The organism is Methylobacterium sp. D54C (genome assembly GCF_053345595.1).
Genome location: NZ_JBKFAK010000002.1, coordinates 303,469 through 325,352 on the forward strand (window position 1 = coordinate 303,469; position 21,884 = coordinate 325,352).

Annotated in this window: 15 protein-coding genes; 6 read left to right on the forward strand and 9 right to left on the reverse strand. The window is 71.0% G+C overall.

What is annotated here, in order from left to right; genetic code table 11:
• The first annotated feature begins 502 nt into the window (after window positions 1-502).
• The 3 genes from ACLBYB_RS06785 (at window position 503) to tcuC (ending at window position 5,121) form a co-directional block, all read left to right on the forward strand.
• On the forward strand, window positions 503-2,098 hold the full coding sequence (locus ACLBYB_RS06785; RefSeq protein WP_447698309.1) for a porin: 1,596 nt from the start codon (window positions 503-505) through the stop codon (window positions 2,096-2,098).
• 308 nt (window positions 2,099-2,406) lie between these two features.
• On the forward strand, window positions 2,407-3,789 hold the full coding sequence (locus ACLBYB_RS06790; RefSeq protein ID WP_447698310.1) for a 2-hydroxycarboxylate transporter family protein: 1,383 nt from the start codon (window positions 2,407-2,409) through the stop codon (window positions 3,787-3,789).
• Window positions 3,790-3,813: 24 nt separating this feature from the next.
• The gene (gene tcuC, locus ACLBYB_RS06795) at window positions 3,814-5,121 is read left to right on the forward strand and encodes a tricarballylate/proton symporter TcuC (protein WP_447698311.1); all 1,308 of its coding nucleotides are present in this window, start codon (window positions 3,814-3,816) and stop codon (window positions 5,119-5,121) included.
• 13 nt (window positions 5,122-5,134) lie between these two features.
• On the opposite strand, the gene ACLBYB_RS06800 is transcribed toward tcuC, so the two are convergent.
• Entirely contained in the window at window positions 5,135-5,788 is a 654-nt protein-coding gene (locus ACLBYB_RS06800) for a GntR family transcriptional regulator (RefSeq protein WP_056531487.1), read from the reverse strand.
• Window positions 5,789-5,904: 116 nt separating this feature from the next.
• Here ACLBYB_RS06800 and tcuA point away from each other — a divergent pair, with 116 nt between their 5' ends.
• Window positions 5,905-7,401, forward strand: a complete 1,497-nt coding sequence (gene tcuA, locus ACLBYB_RS06805) for an FAD-dependent tricarballylate dehydrogenase TcuA (protein WP_447698312.1) — start codon at window positions 5,905-5,907, stop codon at window positions 7,399-7,401.
• Between the two features lie 117 nt (window positions 7,402-7,518).
• Window positions 7,519-10,683: a double-strand break repair protein AddB gene (gene addB, locus ACLBYB_RS06810; RefSeq protein WP_447698313.1), complete on the forward strand. Its 3,165-nt coding sequence runs from the start codon at window positions 7,519-7,521 to the stop codon at window positions 10,681-10,683.
• 151 nt (window positions 10,684-10,834) lie between these two features.
• Here the strand turns inward: addB and ACLBYB_RS06815 are convergent, their stop codons facing one another.
• The 4 genes from ACLBYB_RS06815 to ACLBYB_RS06830 form a co-directional block, all read right to left on the reverse strand.
• Window positions 10,835-12,064 (reverse strand): acyl-CoA dehydrogenase, encoded by a 1,230-nt coding sequence (locus tag ACLBYB_RS06815; protein WP_132368118.1) that lies wholly within the window; start codon window positions 12,062-12,064, stop codon window positions 10,835-10,837.
• Between the two features lie 113 nt (window positions 12,065-12,177).
• On the reverse strand, window positions 12,178-13,107 hold the full coding sequence (locus ACLBYB_RS06820; RefSeq protein ID WP_020090796.1) for an AEC family transporter: 930 nt from the start codon (window positions 13,105-13,107) through the stop codon (window positions 12,178-12,180).
• Window positions 13,108-13,366: 259 nt separating this feature from the next.
• Window positions 13,367-13,846 carry a hypothetical protein gene (locus ACLBYB_RS06825; RefSeq protein ID WP_447698314.1) on the reverse strand — a complete coding sequence of 160 codons (480 nt, stop codon included), beginning with the start codon at window positions 13,844-13,846 and terminating at the stop codon, window positions 13,367-13,369.
• A 92-nt stretch (window positions 13,847-13,938) separates the two neighbouring features.
• Window positions 13,939-15,141: a trans-sulfuration enzyme family protein gene (locus tag ACLBYB_RS06830; RefSeq protein WP_447698315.1), complete on the reverse strand. Its 1,203-nt coding sequence runs from the start codon at window positions 15,139-15,141 to the stop codon at window positions 13,939-13,941.
• A gap of 107 nt (window positions 15,142-15,248) precedes the next feature.
• Between ACLBYB_RS06830 and ACLBYB_RS06835 the strand changes: the two genes are divergently transcribed.
• Window positions 15,249-15,767: a TspO/MBR family protein gene (locus ACLBYB_RS06835; RefSeq protein ID WP_447698316.1), complete on the forward strand. Its 519-nt coding sequence runs from the start codon at window positions 15,249-15,251 to the stop codon at window positions 15,765-15,767.
• A 192-nt stretch (window positions 15,768-15,959) separates the two neighbouring features.
• Here ACLBYB_RS06835 and ACLBYB_RS06840 read toward each other — a convergent pair whose 3' ends face one another.
• The 4 genes from ACLBYB_RS06840 to ACLBYB_RS06855 form a co-directional block, all read right to left on the reverse strand.
• Entirely contained in the window at window positions 15,960-16,487 is a 528-nt protein-coding gene (locus ACLBYB_RS06840) for a phosphate-starvation-inducible PsiE family protein (RefSeq protein ID WP_043712027.1), read from the reverse strand.
• A gap of 123 nt (window positions 16,488-16,610) precedes the next feature.
• The gene (locus ACLBYB_RS06845) at window positions 16,611-17,168 is read right to left on the reverse strand and encodes a DUF4337 domain-containing protein (protein ID WP_020090790.1); all 558 of its coding nucleotides are present in this window, start codon (window positions 17,166-17,168) and stop codon (window positions 16,611-16,613) included.
• A gap of 107 nt (window positions 17,169-17,275) precedes the next feature.
• Window positions 17,276-20,413, reverse strand: coding sequence for an efflux RND transporter permease subunit (locus ACLBYB_RS06850; protein ID WP_447698317.1), 3,138 nt, complete (start codon window positions 20,411-20,413; stop codon window positions 17,276-17,278).
• 21 nt (window positions 20,414-20,434) lie between these two features.
• Window positions 20,435-21,718: an efflux RND transporter periplasmic adaptor subunit gene (locus tag ACLBYB_RS06855; protein WP_081636434.1), complete on the reverse strand. Its 1,284-nt coding sequence runs from the start codon at window positions 21,716-21,718 to the stop codon at window positions 20,435-20,437.
• Window positions 21,719-21,884 lie beyond the last annotated feature (166 nt).

Below are 21,884 nucleotides of genomic sequence, written 5' to 3' on the forward strand. Positions count from 1 at the left end.
CGACGCGTCGGACGGGCAGGACCCGCGCGTCGAATCGCTCGCCGGCGACCGCGTGCCGTTCGCGGGGCACCCAGGCGGTTCTGACTGCATCCGCCACGCCTGTCCGGTCAGAGACGGCCCGCAAGACAGCTCCGAGTCGACTTCCGGGCCGTCGCCTCTCGATTGGTGCTGGTCGTTCGAACGAGCCGGTTTTAGCAATATTTCATCCGTCCGGATAACCTGATAATATATAGATATACTGAGTAATTATCTCCGATTTTGCATTATTAGATAATATTTTGTTGCGGACGCGCAACGTTCATCTGCAAGATTGAAGATAAATCTGAATCTTTGTTGCGCGCGGTGGGGCCTCTGCACATCGTCGCCGGGCAAATGGGCCTCAAAACCGCCGTGGCGAGCGAGAACATGCCAATGATCTGCGAATAACTCGTGGATTATATTTGGTGTGTCCGGTTTCGCTCATCCGTTTGCGAGAATTGAGCTTCAAATTCCGGAGACATCGATGACATTGCTGAGATCATCGCTGCTGGCGACTGCCACCGCGTTCGCGACAATGGGCGCTGCGCACGCCGCCGACCTGCCGATCAAGAAGGCTGTCCCGGTCGAGTACGTCCGCGTCTGCGGCGCGTACGGCGCCGGCTTCTTCTACATCCCCGGCACCGACACCTGCCTGCGCATCTCGGGCCGCGCCCGGTACGAGGGCGGGTACATGACGGCGTCGACGCGGCAGGCCGGCACCAACGCCGGCGACAGCGCGGGCTATCAGGCGCGTCTGCGCATCAACCTCGATGCCCGCACGCAGACCGCTTACGGCACCCTGCGCGCCTTCGTCCGCCTCGATGCGGGATCCCGCACCGGCTACGCGCGCTCAGGGACGCAGGCGCGCATCGGGCAGGCCTACGACGCCACCGGCGTCGACCAGGCCGGGCATGCGCAGCAGTTCATGAACGTCGACAAGGCGTTCATCCAGTTCGCCGGCCTGACCGCCGGTCGCGCGGCGTCGTTCTTCGACTTCTACGCCCACGACTTCGAGATCTACGGCGCGACCGCGGGCTCGGACGTCTCCTCCACCAACCTCCTCGCCTACACGGTGACGGCCGGCGACGGGCTGTCGGCCACGCTGTCGGTCGAGGACCCGGTCTTCCGGCGCAGCCCGATCTACGCGCCGGCCGGCACCGCGTCGCCGGTCAGCCCGGTCTTCGTCGGCTACTTCAGAGGCGCACCGATCGGGGTCAGCGGTGTCGACAGCATCCAGCGCGAGCGGCTGCCCGATGTCGTCGGCGTCCTGCGCGTCGATCAGGGCTGGGGCTCGGCGCAGCTCTCCGCCGCGGTTCACGAGCTGAACGTCGGCAACATCGCGGCGACGCCCGCGGCGGGCGCCAATGTCAGCGTCGCGCACACCAGGAGCGTCGAGGGCTGGGCGGTGCAGGGCGGCCTGAAGGTCAACGCCCCCTTCGTCGCGCCGGGGGACGCCCTCTATCTCCAGAGCGCCTACGCCGACGGCGCGCAGATGTATACGGGATACTGCGCCTTCACCGGCTGCTACACGCAGCTCAACAACGGCTTCCAGGGCCAGAAGATCTACCAGAGCTTCTCGGACGCGACGGTCAACCCCTTCACCGGCCAGTTGCAGACATCGCAATCCTTCTCGGCGGTCGCGTCGTTCCTGCATTACTGGACGCCGGAATGGCGCTCGGCGGTCTTCGGCGCCTACGGAGAGCAGGACTTCTCCCGCAACGCGCGCCTCGCCCAGGGCGCGCTCTACAACGTCCTGAGCTTCAACGGCGCCGCCAATCTCGGCTCCAACGCGGTCGGCGCGCCAGGAACCCGCTTCTACCAGTTGAGCCAAGCGCTGCGCGACACCTATCAGTTCGTCGCGGGCGGCAGCATCATCTGGTCGCCCGTGCGCGACCTCGATATCGGCGTCGAGGCCTTCTACACCCAGATCGGCGTGAAGCACGGCCGCGCGATCGACACCGACAAAAGTCCCACCGCCTACGCCAACGTCGCCGGCATCAACAGCGGCACGTTCGTCCCGCGCACCGTGACGCAGGACTCGGTCTCGCAGGTCCGCTTCCGCGTCCAGCGCGACTTCTGATCGACGATCCCGGCGGCGGGGCCTCGGTCCCGTCGCCTGTCCCCGTCCGATGCCGTCATGGCCCGGTCGGCCGCGTGGCCTATTCTCTGAACTGTGATCACGACAGAGGCGGGATCTTAATCCCGGCCGACGGGACAGGTCGCGTCCTTTGTTCCCTGGATCGCGTTGCCGCCCTTCATCCGCGCTGATACGCCGGATGTCACTTTATCGCCGCCGATCGTGCGCGATCCGATGGATCGCGGCCCGGCGCGCGGTCGCGAGGGCGCGGCGAAGCGGCCCGCGAGCGGTCAGAGATCCGGGGGGACGCCATGACCAGCACCGTTTCACCGAGCCCGATCCCGTCGCCGGCGGAGGGCCGGGCCGAGGACGGGCGCGCGGCCCGGTTCTGGCCGTACGTCTGGTGGCGGCTGATCGACTTCAAGATCGGCATCATACCGCTCCCGATCTTCGTCGTGCTGGCGATCCTCCTCACCGTCCTGGTCCAGGAGGGCGAGATCAAGCCCGACGGGCCGACCATGATCGCCGTGCTGGTGATGGGCGGCTTCACCTGCGCGGAGATCGGCAAGCGGATCCCGATCCTGAAGAACATCGGCGCCGGGGCGATCTTCGCGACCTTCATCCCCTCGGCGCTGGTCTACTACGCCCTGGTGCCGCCGCAGATGGTCAAGGCGATCACCGATTTCACCAAGTTCACCAACTTCCTCTACATCTACATCGCCACGATCATCGTCGGCTCAATCCTCGGGATGGACCGCGAGGTCCTGATCAAGGGCTTCCTCAAGATCTTCGCGCCGCTCGCCCTCGGCTCGGTGGCGGCGGCCCTGGTCGGGACGCTGGTCGGCACGCTCCTCGGCCTCGGCCCCTACAAGACCTTCTTCTTCATCGTCGTGCCGATCATGGCGGGTGGCGTCGGCGAGGGGGCGATCCCGCTCTCCATCGGCTACGCGGCGATCCTGGGGATGCAGCAGGGCGTGGTCTTCGCCCAGGTGCTGCCGCCGGTGATGCTGGGCTCCCTGACCGCGATCATCCTGTCGGGCACGCTCAACTCTGTGGGCAAGCGCTACCCGCACCTCACCGGCGAGGGCCGACTCCAGCCCGATTCGGACGGCATCAAGTCGAGCGACGCCCAGGCCAAGGCCGAGGCGGCCAAGGGCCAGATCGATCCCGCCACGATCGGTGCGGCCGGGCTCACGGCGATCACCCTCTACCTGCTCGGCGTCATGGCCCACCACCTCGTCGGCCTGCCGGCGCCGGTGGCGATGCTGTTCCTCGCCGTCCTGGCGAAGCTCGCCAGCGCGGTGTCGCCCCATCTCCAGGCCGGCGGCTTCGTGGTCTACAAGTTCGTCCAGGTCTCGATGACCTACCCGCTGCTCTTCGCCATCGGCGTCGCGCTGACGCCCTGGCACGAGCTGATGGCGGCCTTCACTCTGGTGAACCTGATTACCATCGTGTCGACCGTCGTGACGCTGATGACAGTCGGCTTCTTCGTCGGCCGCTGGCTCGGCATGTACCCGATCGAGACCGCCATCGTGAACGCCTGCCACAGCGGCCAGGGCGGCACCGGCGACGTGGCGATCCTCACGGCGGCGAACCGCATGGCCCTGATGCCCTTCGCGCAGATCGCCACCCGCATCGGCGGCGCGCTGACGGTGACCGGCACGATCGTCGCCATGAAGTGGATCGGTGCCTGACGGGCACCCGCAAAGGACGTCGTCATGGCCGGTGATCCCGGGGCCGTCGGGGCCACGCTCAAGTCGCGGATCGGCGCGATCCTCCGCTCGACGAGCGGCAACTTCCTGGAAATGTTCGACTTCTTCCTGTTCGGGTTCTACGCCACCTACATCGCGCGGGCGTTCTTCCCCTCGGGCAACGAGACCACCGAGCTGCTCCTGACCTTCGGCACCTTCTGGCTCGGGGCGCTGATGCGGCCGCTCGGGGCGATCGTGCTCGGCGCCTATATCGACCGGATCGGCCGCCGGAAGGGCCTGATCATCACCCTCGCCATCATGGCGAGCGGCACGGTGCTCATCGCCTTCTGCCCGAGCTACGACACGATCGGGGTCGCGGCCCCGCTGATCGTGCTGGCCGGGCGCCTGCTGCAGGGCTTCTCGGCGGGCGTCGAGATCGGCGGCGTCTCCATCTACCTGTTCGAGATCGCCACGCCGGGCCGGCGCGGCTTCTACACGTCGTTCCAGTCGGCGAGTCAGCAGGTGGCGATCATGTTCGCCGCCCTGATCGGCTACGGGCTGAACGCGTTCCTGACCAAGCAGCAGCTCGGCGATTTCGGCTGGCGCATCCCGTTCTTCATCGGCTGCCTGATCGTGCCGTTCATCTTCTTCATCAGGAGGTCGCTCCAGGAGACGCAGGACTTCGCCAAGCGGACCCGCCACCCGACCACCCGCGAGATCCTGACCACGGTGGCCGCCAACTGGCGGATCGTGCTGCTCGGCATGATGCTGACCACGATGACGACGGTGACGTTCTACATGATCACCGTCTACACCCCGACTTTCGGCAAGAACGTCCTCAAGCTCACCGAGACCGACAGCCTGATCGTGACGCTGTTCGTGGCGATCACCAACTTCGTCTGGCTGCCCGTGGGCGGAGCCCTGTCGGACGCCATCGGCCGCAAGCCGGTGCTGCTGACGATCTCGACCCTGTCGCTGCTGACGACCTACCCGGCGCTGCACTGGCTCGTGGCCGATCCGACCTTCGGCAAGATGCTCGCCGTCGAGCTGTGGTTCTCGTTCTTCTTCGGAGTCTACAACGGCGCGATGGTGGTCTCGCTCTCGGAAGTCGTGCCGGCCCATGTCCGCGCCAGCGGCTTCTCGCTGGCCTACAGCCTCGCCACCGCGCTGTTCGGCACGGCGACGCCCATGGTCTCGACCTTCCTGATCGAGAAGACCGGCGACCGGGCGGCGCCGAGCTACTGGCTGATGGCGGCGGCCGCCTGCGGCATCGTCGCGACGCTCGCCCTGTTCCGCGGCCGGCCCAGTCTGGAGCGCGTGCCGGCCCACGCCTGAGGGTCGGGGGCCCTCAGCTCTCCTGCCAGATCCGGATCCGCGCCTTGAAGGCGGCGCGGATATGGGCCCGGGCCGCGGCCTCGGCGGCATCCCCGTCGTGGGCTCGGATCGCCGCCACGATCGCGGCGTGCTCGGCGAGCGATTCCGCGGCGCGGTCGGGCGCCGCCAGCGTGGTGGCGCCCGGGAGCAGCACCAGCGACAGGCGCATCGTCTCCAGCGTGCCCTGCAGGAAGCGGTTGCGCGCCGCCCCGTGGATCTGGCGGTGGAACAGCCGGTTGGTCCGTGCCAGCGCGGGCGCGTCGCCGAGCAGCGTCCGGTCCCGGGCGACCATCTCCTCCAGGATCTCGGTCTCGACCGTGCTGGCGTGGATCGCCGCGAGGCGCGCGGCCGTCCCCTCCAGCACCTCGCGCAGGTCGTAGAGCTCGCTCACCTGCCCGTAGTCGAGCTGCGCCACGCTGGCGCCCCGGTGCGGCTCGTGGGCGACGAGTCCCTGCGCCTCCAGCCGGCCGAGCGCCTCGCGGACCGGCGTGCGGCTGATCTGGAACCGCTCGGCGAGCTCCGCCTCGCGCAGGCGGCTGCCGGGGGCGAGCTCGCCCTCCTCGATCGCCCGCAGCAGCCGCTCGTAGGCGCCGGCGCCGCTGGAGCGCTCCGCTTCGCTGGCCTTCATGTCCGGCTCTCCTCGGCTCGGCCATAGCGCGAAAGCGTGACGCCTGAAACGCTTGCGTGAAATTGCATGCAGACGTATACAATGCGCTGAGATCGGCCACTGGAGAGGAGGCAGGCATGCAGCGTCCGGACGATGCGCCGTGGGATGTGGTGGTGGTCGGCTCGGGCAACGCCGCCATGAGCGCCGGTCTCGCCGCCCTGGAGCGCGGCGCCTCGGTGCTGATGATCGAGAAGGCCGAGCGGGACCTCGCCGGCGGCAACACCGCCTACACGGCCGGGGCCATGCGCTTCGTCTACGCGGGCAACGACGACCTGATCCCGCTGCTGGTCGATCCCGAGGACCCGCGCCTGCCGCGGACCGATTTCGGTGCCTACACGGCACAGAAATTCGAGGCGGACCTGCTCGGCTTCAACGACGGGCGGCCGCTCTCGCGCGAGCAGCGCATCCTGATCGACGAGAGCGGCGCGGCCCTGCGCTGGCTGGCGACGCAGGGGGTGAAGTTCGAGCCGATCTACTCCCGTCAGGCGTTCGAGAAGGACGGGCGCTTCGTGTTCTGGGGCGGCCTGACGCTGGCCACCCACGACGAGGGGTTCGGCCTCGCCCGGGCCGAGCTGGAGGCCTTCACCCGGGCCGGCGGCGAGATCCGCTACGGCTGCCCGGCCCGAGGCCTGATCGTGGAGGACGGGCGCGTCGTCGGCGTGGAGACGCCGCAGGGTCCGGTCCGGGCGACGTCCGTGGTGCTGGCCTGCGGCGGCTTCGAGTCGAACGCCGCCCTCCGGACACGCTTCATCGGCGAGGGCTGGGACAAGGCCCGGGTACGCGGCACGCCCCACAACCAGGGCGACGGGCTACAGATGGCGCTCGACCTCGGCGCGAAGGCCCACGGCTTCTACGGTGGCTGCCACGCCACGCCGATGGACCTGCACACCCCCGATTACGGCAACCTCGAGCTGCCGCACGGCGAGCGCAAGCACTACCGGAAGATCTGCTACTTCCTGGGCCTCATGCTGAACGCGGACGGCGAGCGGTTCGTCGACGAGGGCAAGAATTTCCGCAACTACACCTACGCCCAGTTCGGCCGCTCGATCATGGAGCAGCCCGGGCACGTGGCGTGGCAGATCTTCGACGCCAAGGTCGATCACCTGCTCTACAGCGAGTACCGGTTCCACGACGCGCACTTCGTCGAGGCCGACACCCTGGACGGGCTCCTCGACAAGCTCGAGGGCATCGACCGCGCGGCGGCGCGGCGGACCATCGCGGCGTTCAACGCCGCCGTGGACGAGAGCGTGCCCTTCGACCCGACCGTGAAGGACGGGCGCGGCACGAAGGGGCTCGCCCTGCCGAAGTCGAACTGGGCGCAGAGGATCGAGACCGGGCCGTTCAAGGCCTACCCGGTCACGGGCGGCATCACCTTCACCTACGGCGGCGTCGAGGTCGGCGACGACGGCGGCGTGAAGCGCGCGGACGGCGGCGCGATTCCCGGCCTCTACGCCTGCGGCGAGATGGTCGGTGGCGTGTTCTTCAACGGCTATCCCGGCGGCTCGGGGCTGACCTCCGGCGTCGTGTTCGGCCGCCGCGCCGGCTACGGCGCCGCCGCGAGGGCGAGGGGCTGAGGTCAGCGGCGGAGCGCGACCGAACTCCTCCGATGCGGGGAGGGAAGCCGCGCGATCGTTCCCCAGCGGCCCATCGTCCCCTGTCCGCCGCCCCGGCGCGGGCGTAGAAGCCCAGCCATGCCCGCCCGACAGGCCGTCTTCACCATCTCCCGCGGCGTCCCGTTCCTGCCGACGCTCGCCGAGGCGCTGCTCTCCGGCCGCCTCGTCGGGCCGGTGGCGGACGATCCGCTGGCGCTCGCCTCCGTCACGATCTACCTGCCGACCCGTCGCGCGGCTCGGGCGCTCGGCGCGATCCTGGCCGAGAGGCTCGGCCGGGACGCGCCCGGCCAGGCGACGCTGCTGCCGCGGATGGTGCCGCTCGGCGAGGCCGACGAGGCCGAGCTCGACCTCGCCGCCGAGCCGCTGCTGGAGGAGAACGCCGATCCCCTGAGCATCCCGATGCCGCCGCTGGAGCGCCGGCTGATCCTGGCCCGCCTCGTCCAGGCCTGGGCCAGGACCGTCGACCGGACGCTGCTGCCGCTGGACGCCGAGGTGCCGTTCCTCGTGCCGTCCTCCCCCGCCGACGCGGTCGGGCTCGCTGGCGATCTCGAGCGCCTGATGGACGCGCTCACCGTCGAGGGCCTGCCCTGGTCGGAGATCGGCGCGGCCGTCGAGGCCGAGTATTCCCGCTACTTCGGCCTGACCCTCGACTTCGTGAAGATCGCTGCCGAGAACTGGCCGAAGCTCCTGGCCGAGCGGGGCCTCGCCGATCCGGTCGCCCGCGCCCGCGGGCTCGTGCTCGCCGAGGAGCGGCGCCTGTCGCGCGGCGCGACGCCGGACCCGGTGATCGTCGCTGGATCGCTGGGCTCCGTCCCCGCCACGGCCCGGCTCATCGCCGCCGTGGCCAAGCTGCCCCACGGCGCCGTGGTCCTGCCCGGGCTCGATCTCGACCTCGACGCGGCCGGCTGGGACGGCATCGACACCGGCGAGGGTTTTTCCCGCGTGATCGCGCACGGCCATCCGCAGGCGGTGCTGCACCGGTTGCTCGGACCGGAGAACCTCAACCTCGACCGCGCCGAGGTCGTCGCCCTCGGCGAGCCCGACCCCGGCCAGGCGGCGCGAGCCGCGCTCCTGTCGCAGGCCCTGCGGCCGGCCGATACCACCGACGCGTGGGCCGCCCTCGACCCGGCCGCGCGCGACACCGTCGCCCGCCTCGGCCTCGCGGGGCTCGCGCTCGCCGAAGCGGCCGACGAGCGCGAGGAGGCGCTGGTCGCGGCGCTGGCGCTGCGCGAGACCCTGCAGACCCCCGGTGCCACCGCGGCGCTCATCACGCCCGACCGCGGGCTCGCCGGCCGCGTCGCCGTCGAGCTGCTGCGCTGGGGCATCGTGGCCGAGGATTCCGCCGGGCTGTCCCTGGCCGTGAGCCCGGCCGGGCGGCTCGCCCGGCTCGCGGCGGAACTCGCCGCCGACCTCGCCCGCGATCAGGCCGACGCGATCCCGGCCCGGCTGATCGCGCTGCTCTCCCATCCGATGGTCCATCTCGGCCTGCCGCGTCCCGACGTGGTCCGGGGCGCGGCCGCCCTGGAGATCGGATTGCTGCGCGGCCCCGTTCCGGCCCCGGGCTTCGACGGCCTGCGCAAGGCCCTCGCCGCCGAGCGCGCCGGGCCGCCCGAGCACCGGCCCCGGGCCAAGCGCCGCCTGAAGGACGTCGACTGGGAACTGGCCGCGGACCTCCTGGACCGGCTGGATCTGGTGTTCCGGGATTTCCCGGGCCCGGACGGCGCGGGCGATTGCGACCTCGTCACCACGGCCACGGGTCACCGTGAGGCGTGCGACCGGCTGATCGCCGGGCCGGAGGACGGTCCCCCGGTCGAGACGGACGGATCCCTGTCCTGCCTCGACGCCCTGTTCGACGACCTGGAGATGGCCGAGCCCGGCCTGATGCCGGGGCGGTTCGACGATTACGCCACCTTCTTCACGTCGCTCGCCCGGGAGCGCAAAGTCGCCTGCTCGGGCGAGGCGCCGCATCCGCGCCTGCGCATCCTCGGGCTGCTGGAGGCGCGCCTGCTCTCGGTGGATCGCGTGGTGCTCGGCGGGCTGGACGAGGGCGTCTGGCCGGTGCGCACGCTGACCGACTCGTTCCTCAACCGGCCGATGCGCGAGCGGGTCGGCCTCAACCCGCCCGAGCGGCGGATCGGGCAGATGGCCCACGACTTCGTGCAGTCGCTCGGTTGCCGCGACGCGGTGATCACCCGCGCGCTGAAGCGGGAGGGCGCGCCGACCGTGCCGTCGCGCCTGATCCAGCGCCTGCGCGCCCTCTCGGGCGACGCCCGCTGGGACAGCGTCCTGCACGCGGGGCGCCGGCTCACGGGCCTCGCCGCGCGGCTCGACGCGGCGCCGCCGGAGCCGCGGCTGAAGCGCCCCGCGCCGAAGCCGGACCCGGCGCTGTTCCCGCGCTCGCTCAGCGTCACCGAGATCGAGACGCTGGTGCGCGATCCCTACAGCATCTTCGCCCGCCACGTGCTCGGACTGGACCCGCTCGACCCGCTGGCGGCGGCGCCGGGCGTCGCCACCCGCGGCTCTCTGGTGCACGACGTCTTCGCGGAGTTCGCCGCCCGCCATCCCGCGGACCTGCCGCCGGACGCGGCCGAGCGGCTGCTGAACCTCGCGGTGAACGCCTTCGGCGACATCGAGGCGGAGTACCCGAACCTCTACGCCGAGTGGTGGCCGCGCTACGAGCGCATGGCCTCGGCCTATCTCGACTGGGAGGCGCAGCGCCGGCCCGGCCTGACCCGGGTCTACCCGGAGGTCTCCGGGCGCTGGGCGATCCCGATGGGGCGCGAGACCTTCACGCTGCGCGCCCGGGCCGACCGGATCGAGCTGCGGCCGGACGGCACCGCCTGCATCGTCGATTACAAGACCGGGACGCCGCCCTCGGGCAAGATGATCTTCTCCGGGTTCTCGCCGCAGCTCACCCTGGAGGCGGCGATGCTGATGCACGGCGCCTTCGCGGAACTGCCGGCCGTGAAGACGACGCCGGACCTGCTCTACGTCCACGCCTCGGGCGGCCGGAAGCCCTTCGTCCCGATCCCGGTGAAGCCGCCCCGGGGCGAGGAGCGCGGCGTGGAGGCGATCGTGGCTGAGCACGCCGCGCGGCTCCGGGGGCTGGTGGCCCGGTTCATGACCGGCGAGGCGGCCTACACGGCGCGGCCCTACCCGCAATACGCCAGCCGGTACGGCGCCTACGACCACCTCGCCCGGGTGCTCGAGTGGTCGCTCGCCGGGGACGAGGGCGGGGAGTGACCCCGCCCGCGCCCTCGTCCTGAGGTGCCGAAGTGCAGCGGAGGTCTCGAGGAAGCCTCCCGATATCGCCGCGGTTCCGGGGGACTTCTTCGAGGCGACTGCGCCGCACCTGAGGATGAGGTGACCCGGTGGGAGGCGCGTCCTCCGCGCCTCAGAAGAACGCCTGCAGCCCCGTCTGGGCGCGGCCCAGGATCAGGGCGTGGACGTCGTGGGTGCCCTCGTAGGTGTTCACCGTCTCGAGGTTCTGGGCGTGGCGCATCACGTGGTACTCGCCCATGATGCCGTTACCGCCGTGCATGTCCCGGGCGGTGCGGGCGATGTCCAGCGCCTTGCCGCAATTGTTGCGCTTGACCAGCGAGATCATCTCGGGCGCCATCTTGCCCTCGTCCATCAGCCGCCCGACCCGGAGCGAGGCCTGGAGGCCCAGCGCGATCTCGGTCTGCATGTCGGCGAGCTTCTTCTGGACGAGCTGGGTCTGCGCCAGGGGCCGGCCGAACTGCTTGCGCTCCAGCGTGTAGGTGCGGGCACGGTGCCAGCAATCCTCGGCGGCGCCCATCGCGCCCCACGAGATGCCGTAGCGCGCCCGGTTGAGGCAGCCGAACGGCCCCTTCAGGCCCGAGACGTTCGGCAGCAGCGCGTCCTCGCCGACCTCGACGCCCTCCATGACGATCTCGCCGGTGGTGGAGGCGCGCAGGGACAGCTTGCCCTTCAGCGTCGGGGCGGACAGGCCCTTCATGCCCTTCTCGAGGACGAAGCCGCGGATCGCGCCCTCGTGGGCCTCGGACTTCGCCCAGACCACGAAGACGTCCGCGAAGGGCGCGTTCGAGATCCACATCTTGGCGCCGGTGATCCGGTAGCCGCCGTCGATCTTCTCGGCCTTTGTCTTCATGCCGGCCGGGTCCGAGCCGGCATCCGGCTCGGTGAGGCCGAAGCAGCCGATCCACTCGCCCGAGGCGAGCTTCGGCAGGAACTTCTCGCGCTGCTCCTCCGAGCCGTAGGCGTGGATCGGGTACATCACGAGGGAGGATTGCACGCTCATCATCGAGCGGTAGCCGGAATCCACCGCCTCGACCGCCCGCGCCACGAGCCCGTAGGCCACGTAGGAGGCGCCCGCGCAGCCGTACTCCTCGGGGAGGGTCACGCCGAGCAGGCCGAGCTCGCCCATCTTCCGGAACAGGCCGGGATCGGTCTTCTCGGAGGCGTAGGCCTCGACGATCCCGGGAAGAAGCTGCTCCTGCGCGAAGCTCTGGGCGACGTCGCGGATCGCCCGCTCGTCCTCGGTGAGCTGATCCTCCAGCAGGAAGGGATCGTCCCAGACGAAGCGGGCCGAGGCCGGGGCCGACGGGGAGGCGCTGCCCGGAGGGCGCATCGGAGCGTTCATCGAGATTCCTCGCCTGCAGGGTGGCGCGGGTCTTCGCGGCCCGCGCGCTTGACCCTACCCTAGACCCGCGCGCCGCCCGGTCCAACGCGCGCGGTGACGCCGGGGCGCCGCCGTCACGCCCGGCCGAGGAGCATGAGCCAGAGCAGCGTGGTGAGTGGCGCCAGCAGCGTCGAGACCAGGACCGAGGCCGCGACCATGCCGGTCTCGGTCCGGTAGCGCGCCGCCAGCAGGTAGGCGTTGATCCCCACCGGCATGGCGGCGAACAGGGTCGCGACGCCCGCGTAGGCGGCCGGCATCGCGAAGACGTGGAAGGCCAGGACCCAGACCGCCAGCGGGTGCAGGAGGTTCTTCAGGAGCGCGATCACGAGCGCACCCTTGAGGTCGAACAGCACCCGGTAGCGCTTCAGGCCGGCGCCCAGCGCCACCAGGGCGCAGGTGGAGGCCGTGCCGGCGAAGGCGTCGATCAGCGACTGGGCGATGCCGACCGGCGCGAGGCCGAGGGCCTTCATGGCCATGCCGATCAGCAGCGCCACGAAGATCGGGTTGCGCAGCAGCACCAGGGCGAGCCCGCGGATCCGCGCCAGGACCGGCAGGCCGGAATCGGACTCGATCAGGAAAGTGGCGCTGCCCATCATCAGGGGCAGGTGGACGGCCAGCAGCATGAACAGCGGGAAGGCGCCCTCCTCGCCGTAGGCCTGGAGGATCATCGGGACGCCCACGAACACCGTGTTCGACTGGCTCGCCGCGAAGCCGTGGAGGATCGCGCCCCGGCGCTCGATCCCGGCCCGCCGCCGGGCGATCAGCGTGCCGACGGACCACGAGATCGCCGCGCCGCCGAAATACGCGACCCAGTAGGACCACGCGATGGTCCCGCTCATCCCGGGCTTGGTCAGCGTGGCGATGATCAGCGCCGGGACGGCGACGGCGAAGACGTATTCCGACAGCCCGTCGCTGACCTTGTCGGAGAGGAGCCCCGCGAGGGCGGCGGCCCAGCCGATCAGGACGATCCCGAAGATCGGGGCGATGATGGCGAGGGCGTTCACGGGGCCGGCGGGAGCGGGGGCTGGTGCGCGGGGGGAGGACTCGGCCCATAGCACGCCCGCGCGCCGCGTCGCGCCCCGTCGGAAGCCGTGCTGGCATGCCGGACGAGAGGGGGAGGATCACCGCGCCGCCGAGCGCCCCGCGGTCGCCGTGGCGGTGCGGGCCCTCATCGCCGGCGCCCGGCAACGCGCCGGCCGCGAGACCGTCGACCTCCCCTTCGTCACCACGGCCGACAGCGGCGCGTGACGGCGCCCGCGCCGCCTACTTGTTCTCCAGCACCTGGATCGGATCCGTGCGCTGGCTCGCGGGCGGTTCCTTGGTCAGGTTGGCGCCGCCCTCCCGCTGCACCTTGACGTCCTTCGGCGCACCCGGCCCGCCCACCGCGCGGCCGCCCTCGGCGCTCTGGGTCGGCACCGTGCCGGACGCCAGTTCCAGGCAGGTCACCATCTCGACGTAGGAGGGGAAGCCGCCCGCCTTGAACTGGTTCTGGCACTGGCTCTTCGCGGCGGGCGTGTAACTGCTCCAGTGGCGCTCGGCCTCCTTCTTGGCGTCGCGCTCGGAGCGGATGCAGCCGACGTAATTCGCCTTGTCGCTGATGCTCGTGTTGGCGACCTGAGCCGACCGGCAGGTCCGCTCGACGTCGAGATCGGGCACGGCGTCGGCCCGGGCGGAGGCCGGCGCGAGCGCCAGCATGAGCAGCGCGAAGGTGCCTGGGACCATCGTGCGGGAACGGGTCGTCATGTCGTCAGACTCGCGATCTGTGGCGGTTCGCGCCGCCGGAACTGCCGGCACAACGCGCCAGGAGCCGGTTCGGCACCAAGCGCCCGCGACGATCAGCCCGCGTGGGCGCCGCGCAGGGCCTGGTCGAGATCGCCGTACAGGTCGTCCGTGTCCTCGATGCCGGTGGACAGGCGCAGCAGGTCCGGCGGGCAGGGGCTGCCCGGGCCTTCCACCGAGGCGCGGTGCTCGATGAGGCTCTCGACGCCGCCGAGCGAGGTCGCCCGCTTCCAGAGCCGCACCCGCGCCGCCGTGGCGATGGCGCCGGCCTCGCCGCCGGCGACCCGGATCGACAGCATGAAGCCGAACCCGTCCCGCATCTGCCGGCAGGCGACCGCGTGGCCGGGATCGTCCGGAAGGCCCGGGTAGAGGACGCGTGTCACGTGCGGGTGCCCGCTCAGGCGCCCGGCGAGGCGCAGGGCGCCCGCCGCCTGCGCGGCCGCCCGCAGGTGCAGGGTCCGGAGCGAGCGCATCAGCAGGTAGGCCTCGAACGGCCCGAGGATGCCGCCGCTGCCGGCGCGGATCCCCCGGATCCGTTCCCAGAACGCGTCGGCCCGCGCGCCCGCCAGCACGCCCGCCACCACGTCGGAATGGCCGTTGAGGATCTTGGTGGCCGAGTGCATCACGATGTCGGCGCCGAGTTCCAGGGGCCGCGTGTGCACCGGCGAGGCGGCCGTGGAATCCACGGCCAGCCGCGCCCCCGCCGCGTGGGCGATCTCGGCCGCCGCGGCGATGTCGGTGACCGTCCAGAGCGGGTTGCCGGGGGTCTCGATCCAGACGAGCTTGGTCCGGCCGGGCTCGATCGCGGCGCGCAGGGCGTCCGCATCGTCCGTGTCCACGAAACTCAGTGTGAGGCCGCGCCGGGGCGCCTCCTCGCGCAGCCAGCGCTTGAGCGCCCAGTACATGACCGTGCCGGCGACCACGTGGTCGCCGGGCTCCAGCGCGCCGAACACCGCGGTCGCCGCCGCCATCCCCGAGCCGAACAGCAGCGCGCCGGCGGCGGCGCCCTCCAGCATCGCCAGGACCGACTCCGCCTCGCGCACCGTGGCGTTGTCCGGCCGCGCGTAGCTGTAGCCGGAGCTGTAGCCGTTGTCGGGATCGCGGATGAAGGTGGTGGCGACGTGGAGCGGCATCACCACCGCCCGCGTCTCCGGCTCGATCCGCCCCATGGCCTGGGCGGCGAGGCTCCGGCGCGTGTATTCCGGCTCGGCGTCGCTCCGGGTATCCGACGGACCCTGCGGCGCGTAAGGCTGTGACATCTGGCGATTCTCGGCGGATGGAGACGGGCGCGTGCCACGGCGCGCGGGTGCCGGCAAGCCGCGCCACATGCCGGGCCACATGCCGCGCCCCGTGGAGACAGACGATCATGACCGCCGCCACACAGGTCCCCGAGGGATCGCCCCTACCGCGCTCGCTCCGCCTCGCCGCCGCGATCCTGCCCGTCGCGGCCACGGCCGCCGTCGGCTCGGTGTCGACCCAGGCGGAGATCCCGGGCTGGTACGCGAGCCTGAACAAGCCGGCCTTCAACCCGCCGAACTGGGTGTTCCCGGTCGCCTGGACGATCCTCTACACGATGATCGCGGTCTCGCTCTGGCGCCTGCTCGGCGCCATGCCGCGCACGGGACCGAGCCGCCAGGGCTGGTGGCTCGCCCTCGCGGCGTTCGTGGTGCAGATCGCGCTCAACGCCGCCTGGACGCCGGTCTTCTTCACCGCCCACGCGATCGGCGCCGGCCTGATCGTCGTCGCGATGCTGCTGGTGATGGTGCTCTGGACGATCCGGCTGACCTGGCGGTTCGACCGGCTCGCGGCGTGGCTCCTCGTCCCCTACGCGGCCTGGGTCGCCTTCGCGACGCTCCTCAACGCCGCGATCCTGCGGATGAACTGATTTCCAATTCCGGTTCGGTTTCCCTCCGTCATCGCGAGCGAAGCGAAGCGACCCAGTGCAGCGTTACCTCGGTCGGCGTGGCGCAACTGGATTGCTTCGCTGCGCTCGCAAGGACGGTCAGGGCAATCCGGACGCCGTCAGGCGTACGGATCAGTGCAGGTCCTTCGTGAACGCCGCGAAGGCGCGCGGATCTCAGGACACGTGCTCGGGCTTCTCCTCGCCGGCCGGCTTGCCGTCGTCGCGGGCGCGGTGCAGCAGGAAGATCGCGAACACCATCGTGAGGATCAGACCCGCCAGCACGCCGAGCTCGATCATCGAGGCCTGGAACAGCGCCTGCTTCTCCGGCGACCAGTCCTTGGCGTGCATGATCTCCGACGATTGCAGGGTGATCACCAGAACCCGCCGGATCGAGGCGATCAGCCCGACGATCAGGAACGGCTCGCAGGTCAGCGTCCCCGACCGCATCGAGACCCGGACCGTGTGCAGGATCTCGATCAGCATCAGCAGGAACAGCAGCCGGTCGATCACCTCGAGGATCTGCTGAGCGCCGCCGAGCGCCCGCATCGCCTCCCAGGTCATGCCGGCGGCCTCGATCAGCGCCACGAGGGCGGTGAGCGCCAGCAGGATGCCGAGCGCCGCGTAGATCGCGTGCTCGGTGTGCAGGAAGATCGCGCTGGCGACCTTCGTCAGGCGTCCCTGGTCTTCTGAGTGTTCCGACATCATTCCCCCCTGGAATGCGCCGAGACGATCAGCTTCCGGACCGCGCGTCCAGTGCGGCGACGCTTGTGCTCGATCGATCCGGATCCGGGGTGGCGTTACGTCGCTGCCGGCGGCCGGGGCCGCTCAGTGGAAGAACGGCAGGGCGTGCGGCGCGAGGTAGCCGAAGCCGAGCAGCGCCGCCCCGGCGAGGCCCAGGAAGCCGCCGGCGAAGACCAGCAGGCTGATCCCGGTGATGACCTCGGCCGAGGCCAGCACGATCCCGATCTGGAAGGCCGCCGAGGCCAGCTCGTAGTGGTGGTAGCGCAGCAGCGCGAGGTCGCGCCGGCCCTCCGAGGCGCGGGCCTTCTCGGACAGCTCCTTGCGGCCCTCGCCGGTCGACGGCTCCGAATCCCAGCGCGCCAGCGTCTTCGACCACTCGGCGCGCTTGGCGGCGATGGCCTCCTGGTTCGGCCCCGGGGGCACCAGCGCCAGGGCCTCGTCGGCGGTCTTGAGCACCGTCGCGCGGATCGTGCGGGCCTGGAAATAGGCCCACTGGTTCGCGGCCTCGACGTTGGCGCCGATCGAATCCGTCTGGGACGCCTTGCCCAGTGTCTCGCTGAACGCGAGGAACAGCGCCAGCACCGAGATCAGCAGCGCCACGCGCTTGTTCGACCCCTCGACCGCCCCGTGACCACCCGACATCGTCTCGCTCGTCTCCGTTGATTCGGCGGGGCCGAGTCACAGCCCATCGCGGCGCGCGACGCAATCCGCGACACCGATCCGGCACCCGCTCTCCGCGCCGACCCGCTCTACTCCGCGGCGATCCGCGGCGGCGGCGGGTGCCCGTCATTGGCCGGATGGGCCGGATCGAAGACGGGGGCATCCTCCGGATCGTCGCGCTCGCCGATGAAGCGGCCGAACAGCCGCGTCAGCAGGCGGGACAGGTCGTCCATCAGCACGAAGATCGCCGGCACGAAGACGAGCGACAGCACCGTCGAGACGATCAGGCCGCCGATCACCGCCACCGCCATGGGCGAGCGGAACTCGCCGCCGATCCCGTAGGCCATCGCGGAGGGGACCATGCCGGCCGCCATCGCGATGGTGGTCATCACGATCGGCCGGGCGCGCTTGCGGCCGGCATCGACGATCGCGACGTTCCGGTCGACGCCGGCGCGGATCTGCTCGACGGCGAAATCCACCAGCATGATGGCGTTCTTGGTCACGACGCCCATCAGCATCAGGATACCGATCACCACCGGCATCGAGATCGGCATGTGGCAGATCAGGAGCGCCAGGATCGCGCCGCCGATGGAGAGCGGCAGCGAGAACAGGATGGTCAGCGGCTGCAGGAAGTTGCCGAACAGCAGGATCAGCACGCCGAAGACCATCATCAGGCCGGCGCCCATGGCCAGCGCGAAGCCCTCGAAGACCTCGCCCATCACCTCCGCGTCGCCGGTCTGGCTGATCGTCACCCCGGTGGGCAGGTTCTTGGCGGTCGGCAGATTCATCACCTGGCTGATCAGCTCGGCGAGCGCGTCGGTGCCCTGCATGTCGCCCTCGAGCGCGACGCGCACGGCGCGGTCGTAGCGGTCGATGCCGGTCGGGCCCTGGCCGAGGCTGATGTCGGCCACGGTCGCGAGCGGGACGGCCGTCCCGCCCTTCACCGGCACCTTCAGGGTCTCGAGGTCGGAGAGCCGGCCGCGCACGCTCTCGGGGAGCTGCACGCGGATCGGGATCTGCCGGTCGGTGGCGTTGAACTTGGCGAGGTTCATGCCGATGTCGCCGATCGTCCCGACCCGCACGGTCTCGGCGATGGTGTCGGTGCTGACGCCGAGATCGGCCGCCACGGCGGGCTTCGGCCGGATCCGGACCTCGGTCCGGTCGAGGGGCGCCGTCGACATGACGTTGACGAGGTGCGGGACCTGCTGGGCCTCGCGCTGGAGCTTGGCGGCGACCTCTGCCACCACGGCCTTGTCGGGGCCCGCGATGATCAGCGCGAGGTCGCGCTGGCCACCCTCGCGCAGGGCCCAGAAACGCAGGTCCGGCTCCTCCCGCAGGATCGCCGCGACCTCGGCGTCGACCTGCTTCTGGGTCTTGTCGCGGCTGTTCTTCGGCGTGAGGTTGATGGTGAGGCTCGCGAGCCGCACCTCCTTCTTGGCCGGCAGCTGACGGCCGCCGTCCACGAACACGCTCTTCACCTCGGGCAGCGCGCGGATCTTCTCCTCGATGCGGTCGGTGACCCGGACCGTGTCCTGGAGCCGGGCGCCCGGCGGCAGCTCCACCACGAACAGGGTGCGGGCCTGGTCCTCGGCCGGCAGGAAGCCCGCGGGCAGCAGGCCCGTGGAGGCGATGGAGCCGGCGAAGCACGCGAGGCCGAGCACCAGCGTGATGAACTTGTGCCGGACCGACCACGCGACGAGGCGGGTGTAGCCGCGCATGACGACGCCGTCCCGCTCGTGGTCCGGCCCGTGGTCGCGCAGGAAGTAGGCGGCGAGCAGCGGCGTGATCAGGCGCGCCACGAGCAGCGACATGAACACCGCGGCCGCGATGGTCAGGCCGAACTGCTTGAAGTACTGGCCGGCGATGCCGCCCATGAACGACACCGGCGAGAAGATCGCGATGATCGTCGCCGTGATGGCGATGACCGCGAGGCCGATCTCGTCGGCGGCCTCGAGGGACGCGCGGTAGGGCGACTTCCCCATCCGCATGTGCCGGACGATGTTCTCGATCTCCACGATCGCGTCGTCCACCAGGATGCCGGTGACGAGCGTGATCGCCAGCAGGCTGACGGCGTTGAGCGAGAAGCCCAGGGCGCTCATCACCCAGAAGGTCGGCAGCACCGAGAGGGGCAGCGCCACCGCGGCGATCAGGGTCGCGCGCCAGTCGCGCAGGAACAGCAGCACCACCACGACGGCGAGGAGGGCGCCCTCGATCAGGCCCATCATGGCGGAGTGGTAGTTGCCGATCGTGTTGACGACGCTGGTGTCGATCAGGTCGAACCGCACGTTGGGATTGGCCGCGTGCAGCGCCGCGATCTTCTTGGCGACGCCCATCGACACGTCGGCGTCGCTGGCGCCGCTGGCGCGGGAGATCGCGAAGGCGACCACCGGCTCGCCGTTGAAGCGCGCGAAGGTGCGGGGCTCCTCGGCGGTGTCCGACAGGGTCGCGAGCTCGTCGAGGCGGACCTTGCGGTTGCCCGGCACCACGATGGAGGTCTTGGCGAGCGTCTCGAGACTCGCCGAGGCGGCGAGCGCCCGGATGGACTGCTCCTGGCCGCCGACCTCGGCCCGGCCGCCGGCCATGTCGGCCGAGGTCAGGCGCAGCTGCCGGTTCACGTCCGCGGCGGTGATGCCCAGCGCCAGCAGGCGGTCGGGCTTCAGGGTGACGCGGATCTCGCGGGCGACGCCGCCGAGGCGCTCGACGCCGCCGACGCCCTTTACGCTCTGCAAGCCCCGGGCGACGACGTCGTCCACGAACCACGACAGGTCCTCGGGCGTCATGGCGGGCGCGGAGGCGCCGTAGACCATGATCGGCAGGCCGGCGATCTCCACGCGCGAGACGATCGGCTCGTCGATCGTCCGCGGCAGGTTCTGGCGGATCTTGGCGATGGCGTCCTTGACGTCGTTGGTCGCCCGATCCTGGTTCACCTCCAGGCGGAACTCGATCGTGGTGGTGGAGGTGCCCTCCGTGATCGTCGAGAGGATGTGCTTGACGCCCTTCACGCCGGCGACCGAATCCTCGACCCACTTGGTGACCTGGGTCTGAAGTTCGGCGGGCGCGGCGCCCGATTGGGTGATCGTCACCGAGACGATCGGGATGTCGATGTTGGGGAACCGGGTGATCGGCAGCGCGCGGAAGCTCACCAGCCCGAGGATCATCAGGACCAGGAACAGGACCACCGAGGGCAGGGGCCTGCGGATCGCCCAGGCGGAGACGTTGAGGCGCATGGCCGGATCCTTCGACTCGTCCTACCGCGGGGCCGCGTCGGCGATCGGCGTGCTGGTGGGCGCCGGCACGGGGCGCACCCGGTCGCCGTCGCGCAGGAAGCTCCCCGCGCGGGCCACGACGCTCTCGCCGGCCGCGACGCCGGAACGGAGCTCGGTGAAGCCGTCGGCGGAGAGGCCCGCGGCCACGGGCCGCGCCTCGACGCGCCCGTCCTTCACCACGAGGACGCTGGCGCGGCCGTCGGCCGCGTAGAGCAGGCTGGAGACCGGCACGGCCACGCCGGTGCGGCGCGCGATCTCGACGTTGCCGCGCGCGAAGGCGCCGATGCGCAGGGCCGGATCGTCGCCGAGACGGATGCGCACCTTGCCGAGCCGCGTGGCCCGGTCGACCTCCGGGTAGACCCGGCGCACCTTGCCGGCGAGGCGGCGGCCATCATCGAGGTCGAGGCTCGCCGGGTTGCCGACGTGGATGCGCGCCAGCGACGTCTCCGGCACCTCGCCTTCCAACTCGATCTCGCCCCGGGCGATCAGCCGGAACAGCGGCTCGCCCACCGCGGTGGCTGTGGCGCCGATCCGGGCGGTGCGGCGATTGACGATGCCGGCCTCGGGGGCGCGGATGTCGGTGCGAGCGCGCCGCAGGGCGATCTCGGCGCCGGCCGCCCGGGCGGTGGCGAGGTCGGCCTGGGCCGATTGCAGGCCGCCCCTGGCGGCGGCGAGGCGCCCTTCCGCCCCCTGCGCCGCCGAGACGCGCTGTTCCAGCACGGCCGCGGTGGCGTTCCCGGTCTTGGCGAGCGCCTGGGCCCGCTCCAGCGACTGCTTGGCTTCGACGTTGGCCGCCTCCGCCTGGACGATCTGGCTCTGGGCCTGGACGATGGCCGCCTCGGCCCGGGCGATCGCCGCGGCGTTCGAGGCCTCCTGGGTGACGATCATCTCCAGCGACAGCTTGGCGAGAACCTGTCCCTTGGTGACGCGGTCGCCCTCCTCGACGAGGAGATCGGTGATGCGCAGGCCCTCGACCTCCGGGGAGACGAGGATCTCGTCGCGCGGGACCAGCGTGCCGGTGACGACGGCCCGCTCGACGATCTCGCGGTTCTCGGCCGGGACCACGGTGACGGCGGGCGCGATGGCGGCCGCGTCGGGAACGGCGGCGGTCTCGACGGCCCTGGCCGGCGCCCCGGCGAGGATCGCGAGCCCGCACAGGAGAGTGAGGCGGGGCGCGCGCCAACGGACGGAGTTCACGACGGGGGCCTCGCAATCGGCGCTGGACTGGTATTGCCTCTCCCTCGCTGGGCAGGTCGGCGTTTTCATGGCGAGCCACTCCACCGGAGACCGAGCATAGCGCCATCCGGCCGGGCCGTCGCCGGGCCTCGCGCCGCAGGTGATCGGGCCGGCCGGAGCGCGGCCGTTCACGGCGCTGGACCTGCAACCAGCCATGAATAGCGACGTTAATAGGCCGATGGTCTTCTCGGGACCG

What these genes read in the sequence shown, in the direction of transcription:
- ACLBYB_RS06800 (WP_056531487.1), bottom strand. Translation starts at nt 5,788, where the DNA reads ATGAAGGCCAGCGAAGCGGAGCGCTCCAGCGGCGCCGGCGCCTACGAG.
- ACLBYB_RS06825 (WP_447698314.1), bottom strand. Translation starts at nt 13,846, where the DNA reads ATGACGACCCGTTCCCGCACGATGGTCCCAGGCACCTTCGCGCTGCTC.
- tcuC (WP_447698311.1), top strand. Translation starts at nt 3,814, where the DNA reads ATGGCCGGTGATCCCGGGGCCGTCGGGGCCACGCTCAAGTCGCGGATC.
- tcuA (WP_447698312.1), top strand. Translation starts at nt 5,905, where the DNA reads ATGCAGCGTCCGGACGATGCGCCGTGGGATGTGGTGGTGGTCGGCTCG.
- ACLBYB_RS06785 (WP_447698309.1), top strand. Translation starts at nt 503, where the DNA reads ATGACATTGCTGAGATCATCGCTGCTGGCGACTGCCACCGCGTTCGCG.
- ACLBYB_RS06845 (WP_020090790.1), bottom strand. Translation starts at nt 17,168, where the DNA reads ATGTCGGGTGGTCACGGGGCGGTCGAGGGGTCGAACAAGCGCGTGGCG.
- ACLBYB_RS06835 (WP_447698316.1), top strand. Translation starts at nt 15,249, where the DNA reads ATGACCGCCGCCACACAGGTCCCCGAGGGATCGCCCCTACCGCGCTCG.
- ACLBYB_RS06790 (WP_447698310.1), top strand. Translation starts at nt 2,407, where the DNA reads ATGACCAGCACCGTTTCACCGAGCCCGATCCCGTCGCCGGCGGAGGGC.
- ACLBYB_RS06850 (WP_447698317.1), bottom strand. Translation starts at nt 20,413, where the DNA reads ATGCGCCTCAACGTCTCCGCCTGGGCGATCCGCAGGCCCCTGCCCTCG.
- ACLBYB_RS06840 (WP_043712027.1), bottom strand. Translation starts at nt 16,487, where the DNA reads ATGTCGGAACACTCAGAAGACCAGGGACGCCTGACGAAGGTCGCCAGC.
- ACLBYB_RS06830 (WP_447698315.1), bottom strand. Translation starts at nt 15,141, where the DNA reads ATGTCACAGCCTTACGCGCCGCAGGGTCCGTCGGATACCCGGAGCGAC.
- ACLBYB_RS06855 (WP_081636434.1), bottom strand. Translation starts at nt 21,718, where the DNA reads ATGAAAACGCCGACCTGCCCAGCGAGGGAGAGGCAATACCAGTCCAGC.
- ACLBYB_RS06815 (WP_132368118.1), bottom strand. Translation starts at nt 12,064, where the DNA reads ATGAACGCTCCGATGCGCCCTCCGGGCAGCGCCTCCCCGTCGGCCCCG.
- addB (WP_447698313.1), top strand. Translation starts at nt 7,519, where the DNA reads ATGCCCGCCCGACAGGCCGTCTTCACCATCTCCCGCGGCGTCCCGTTC.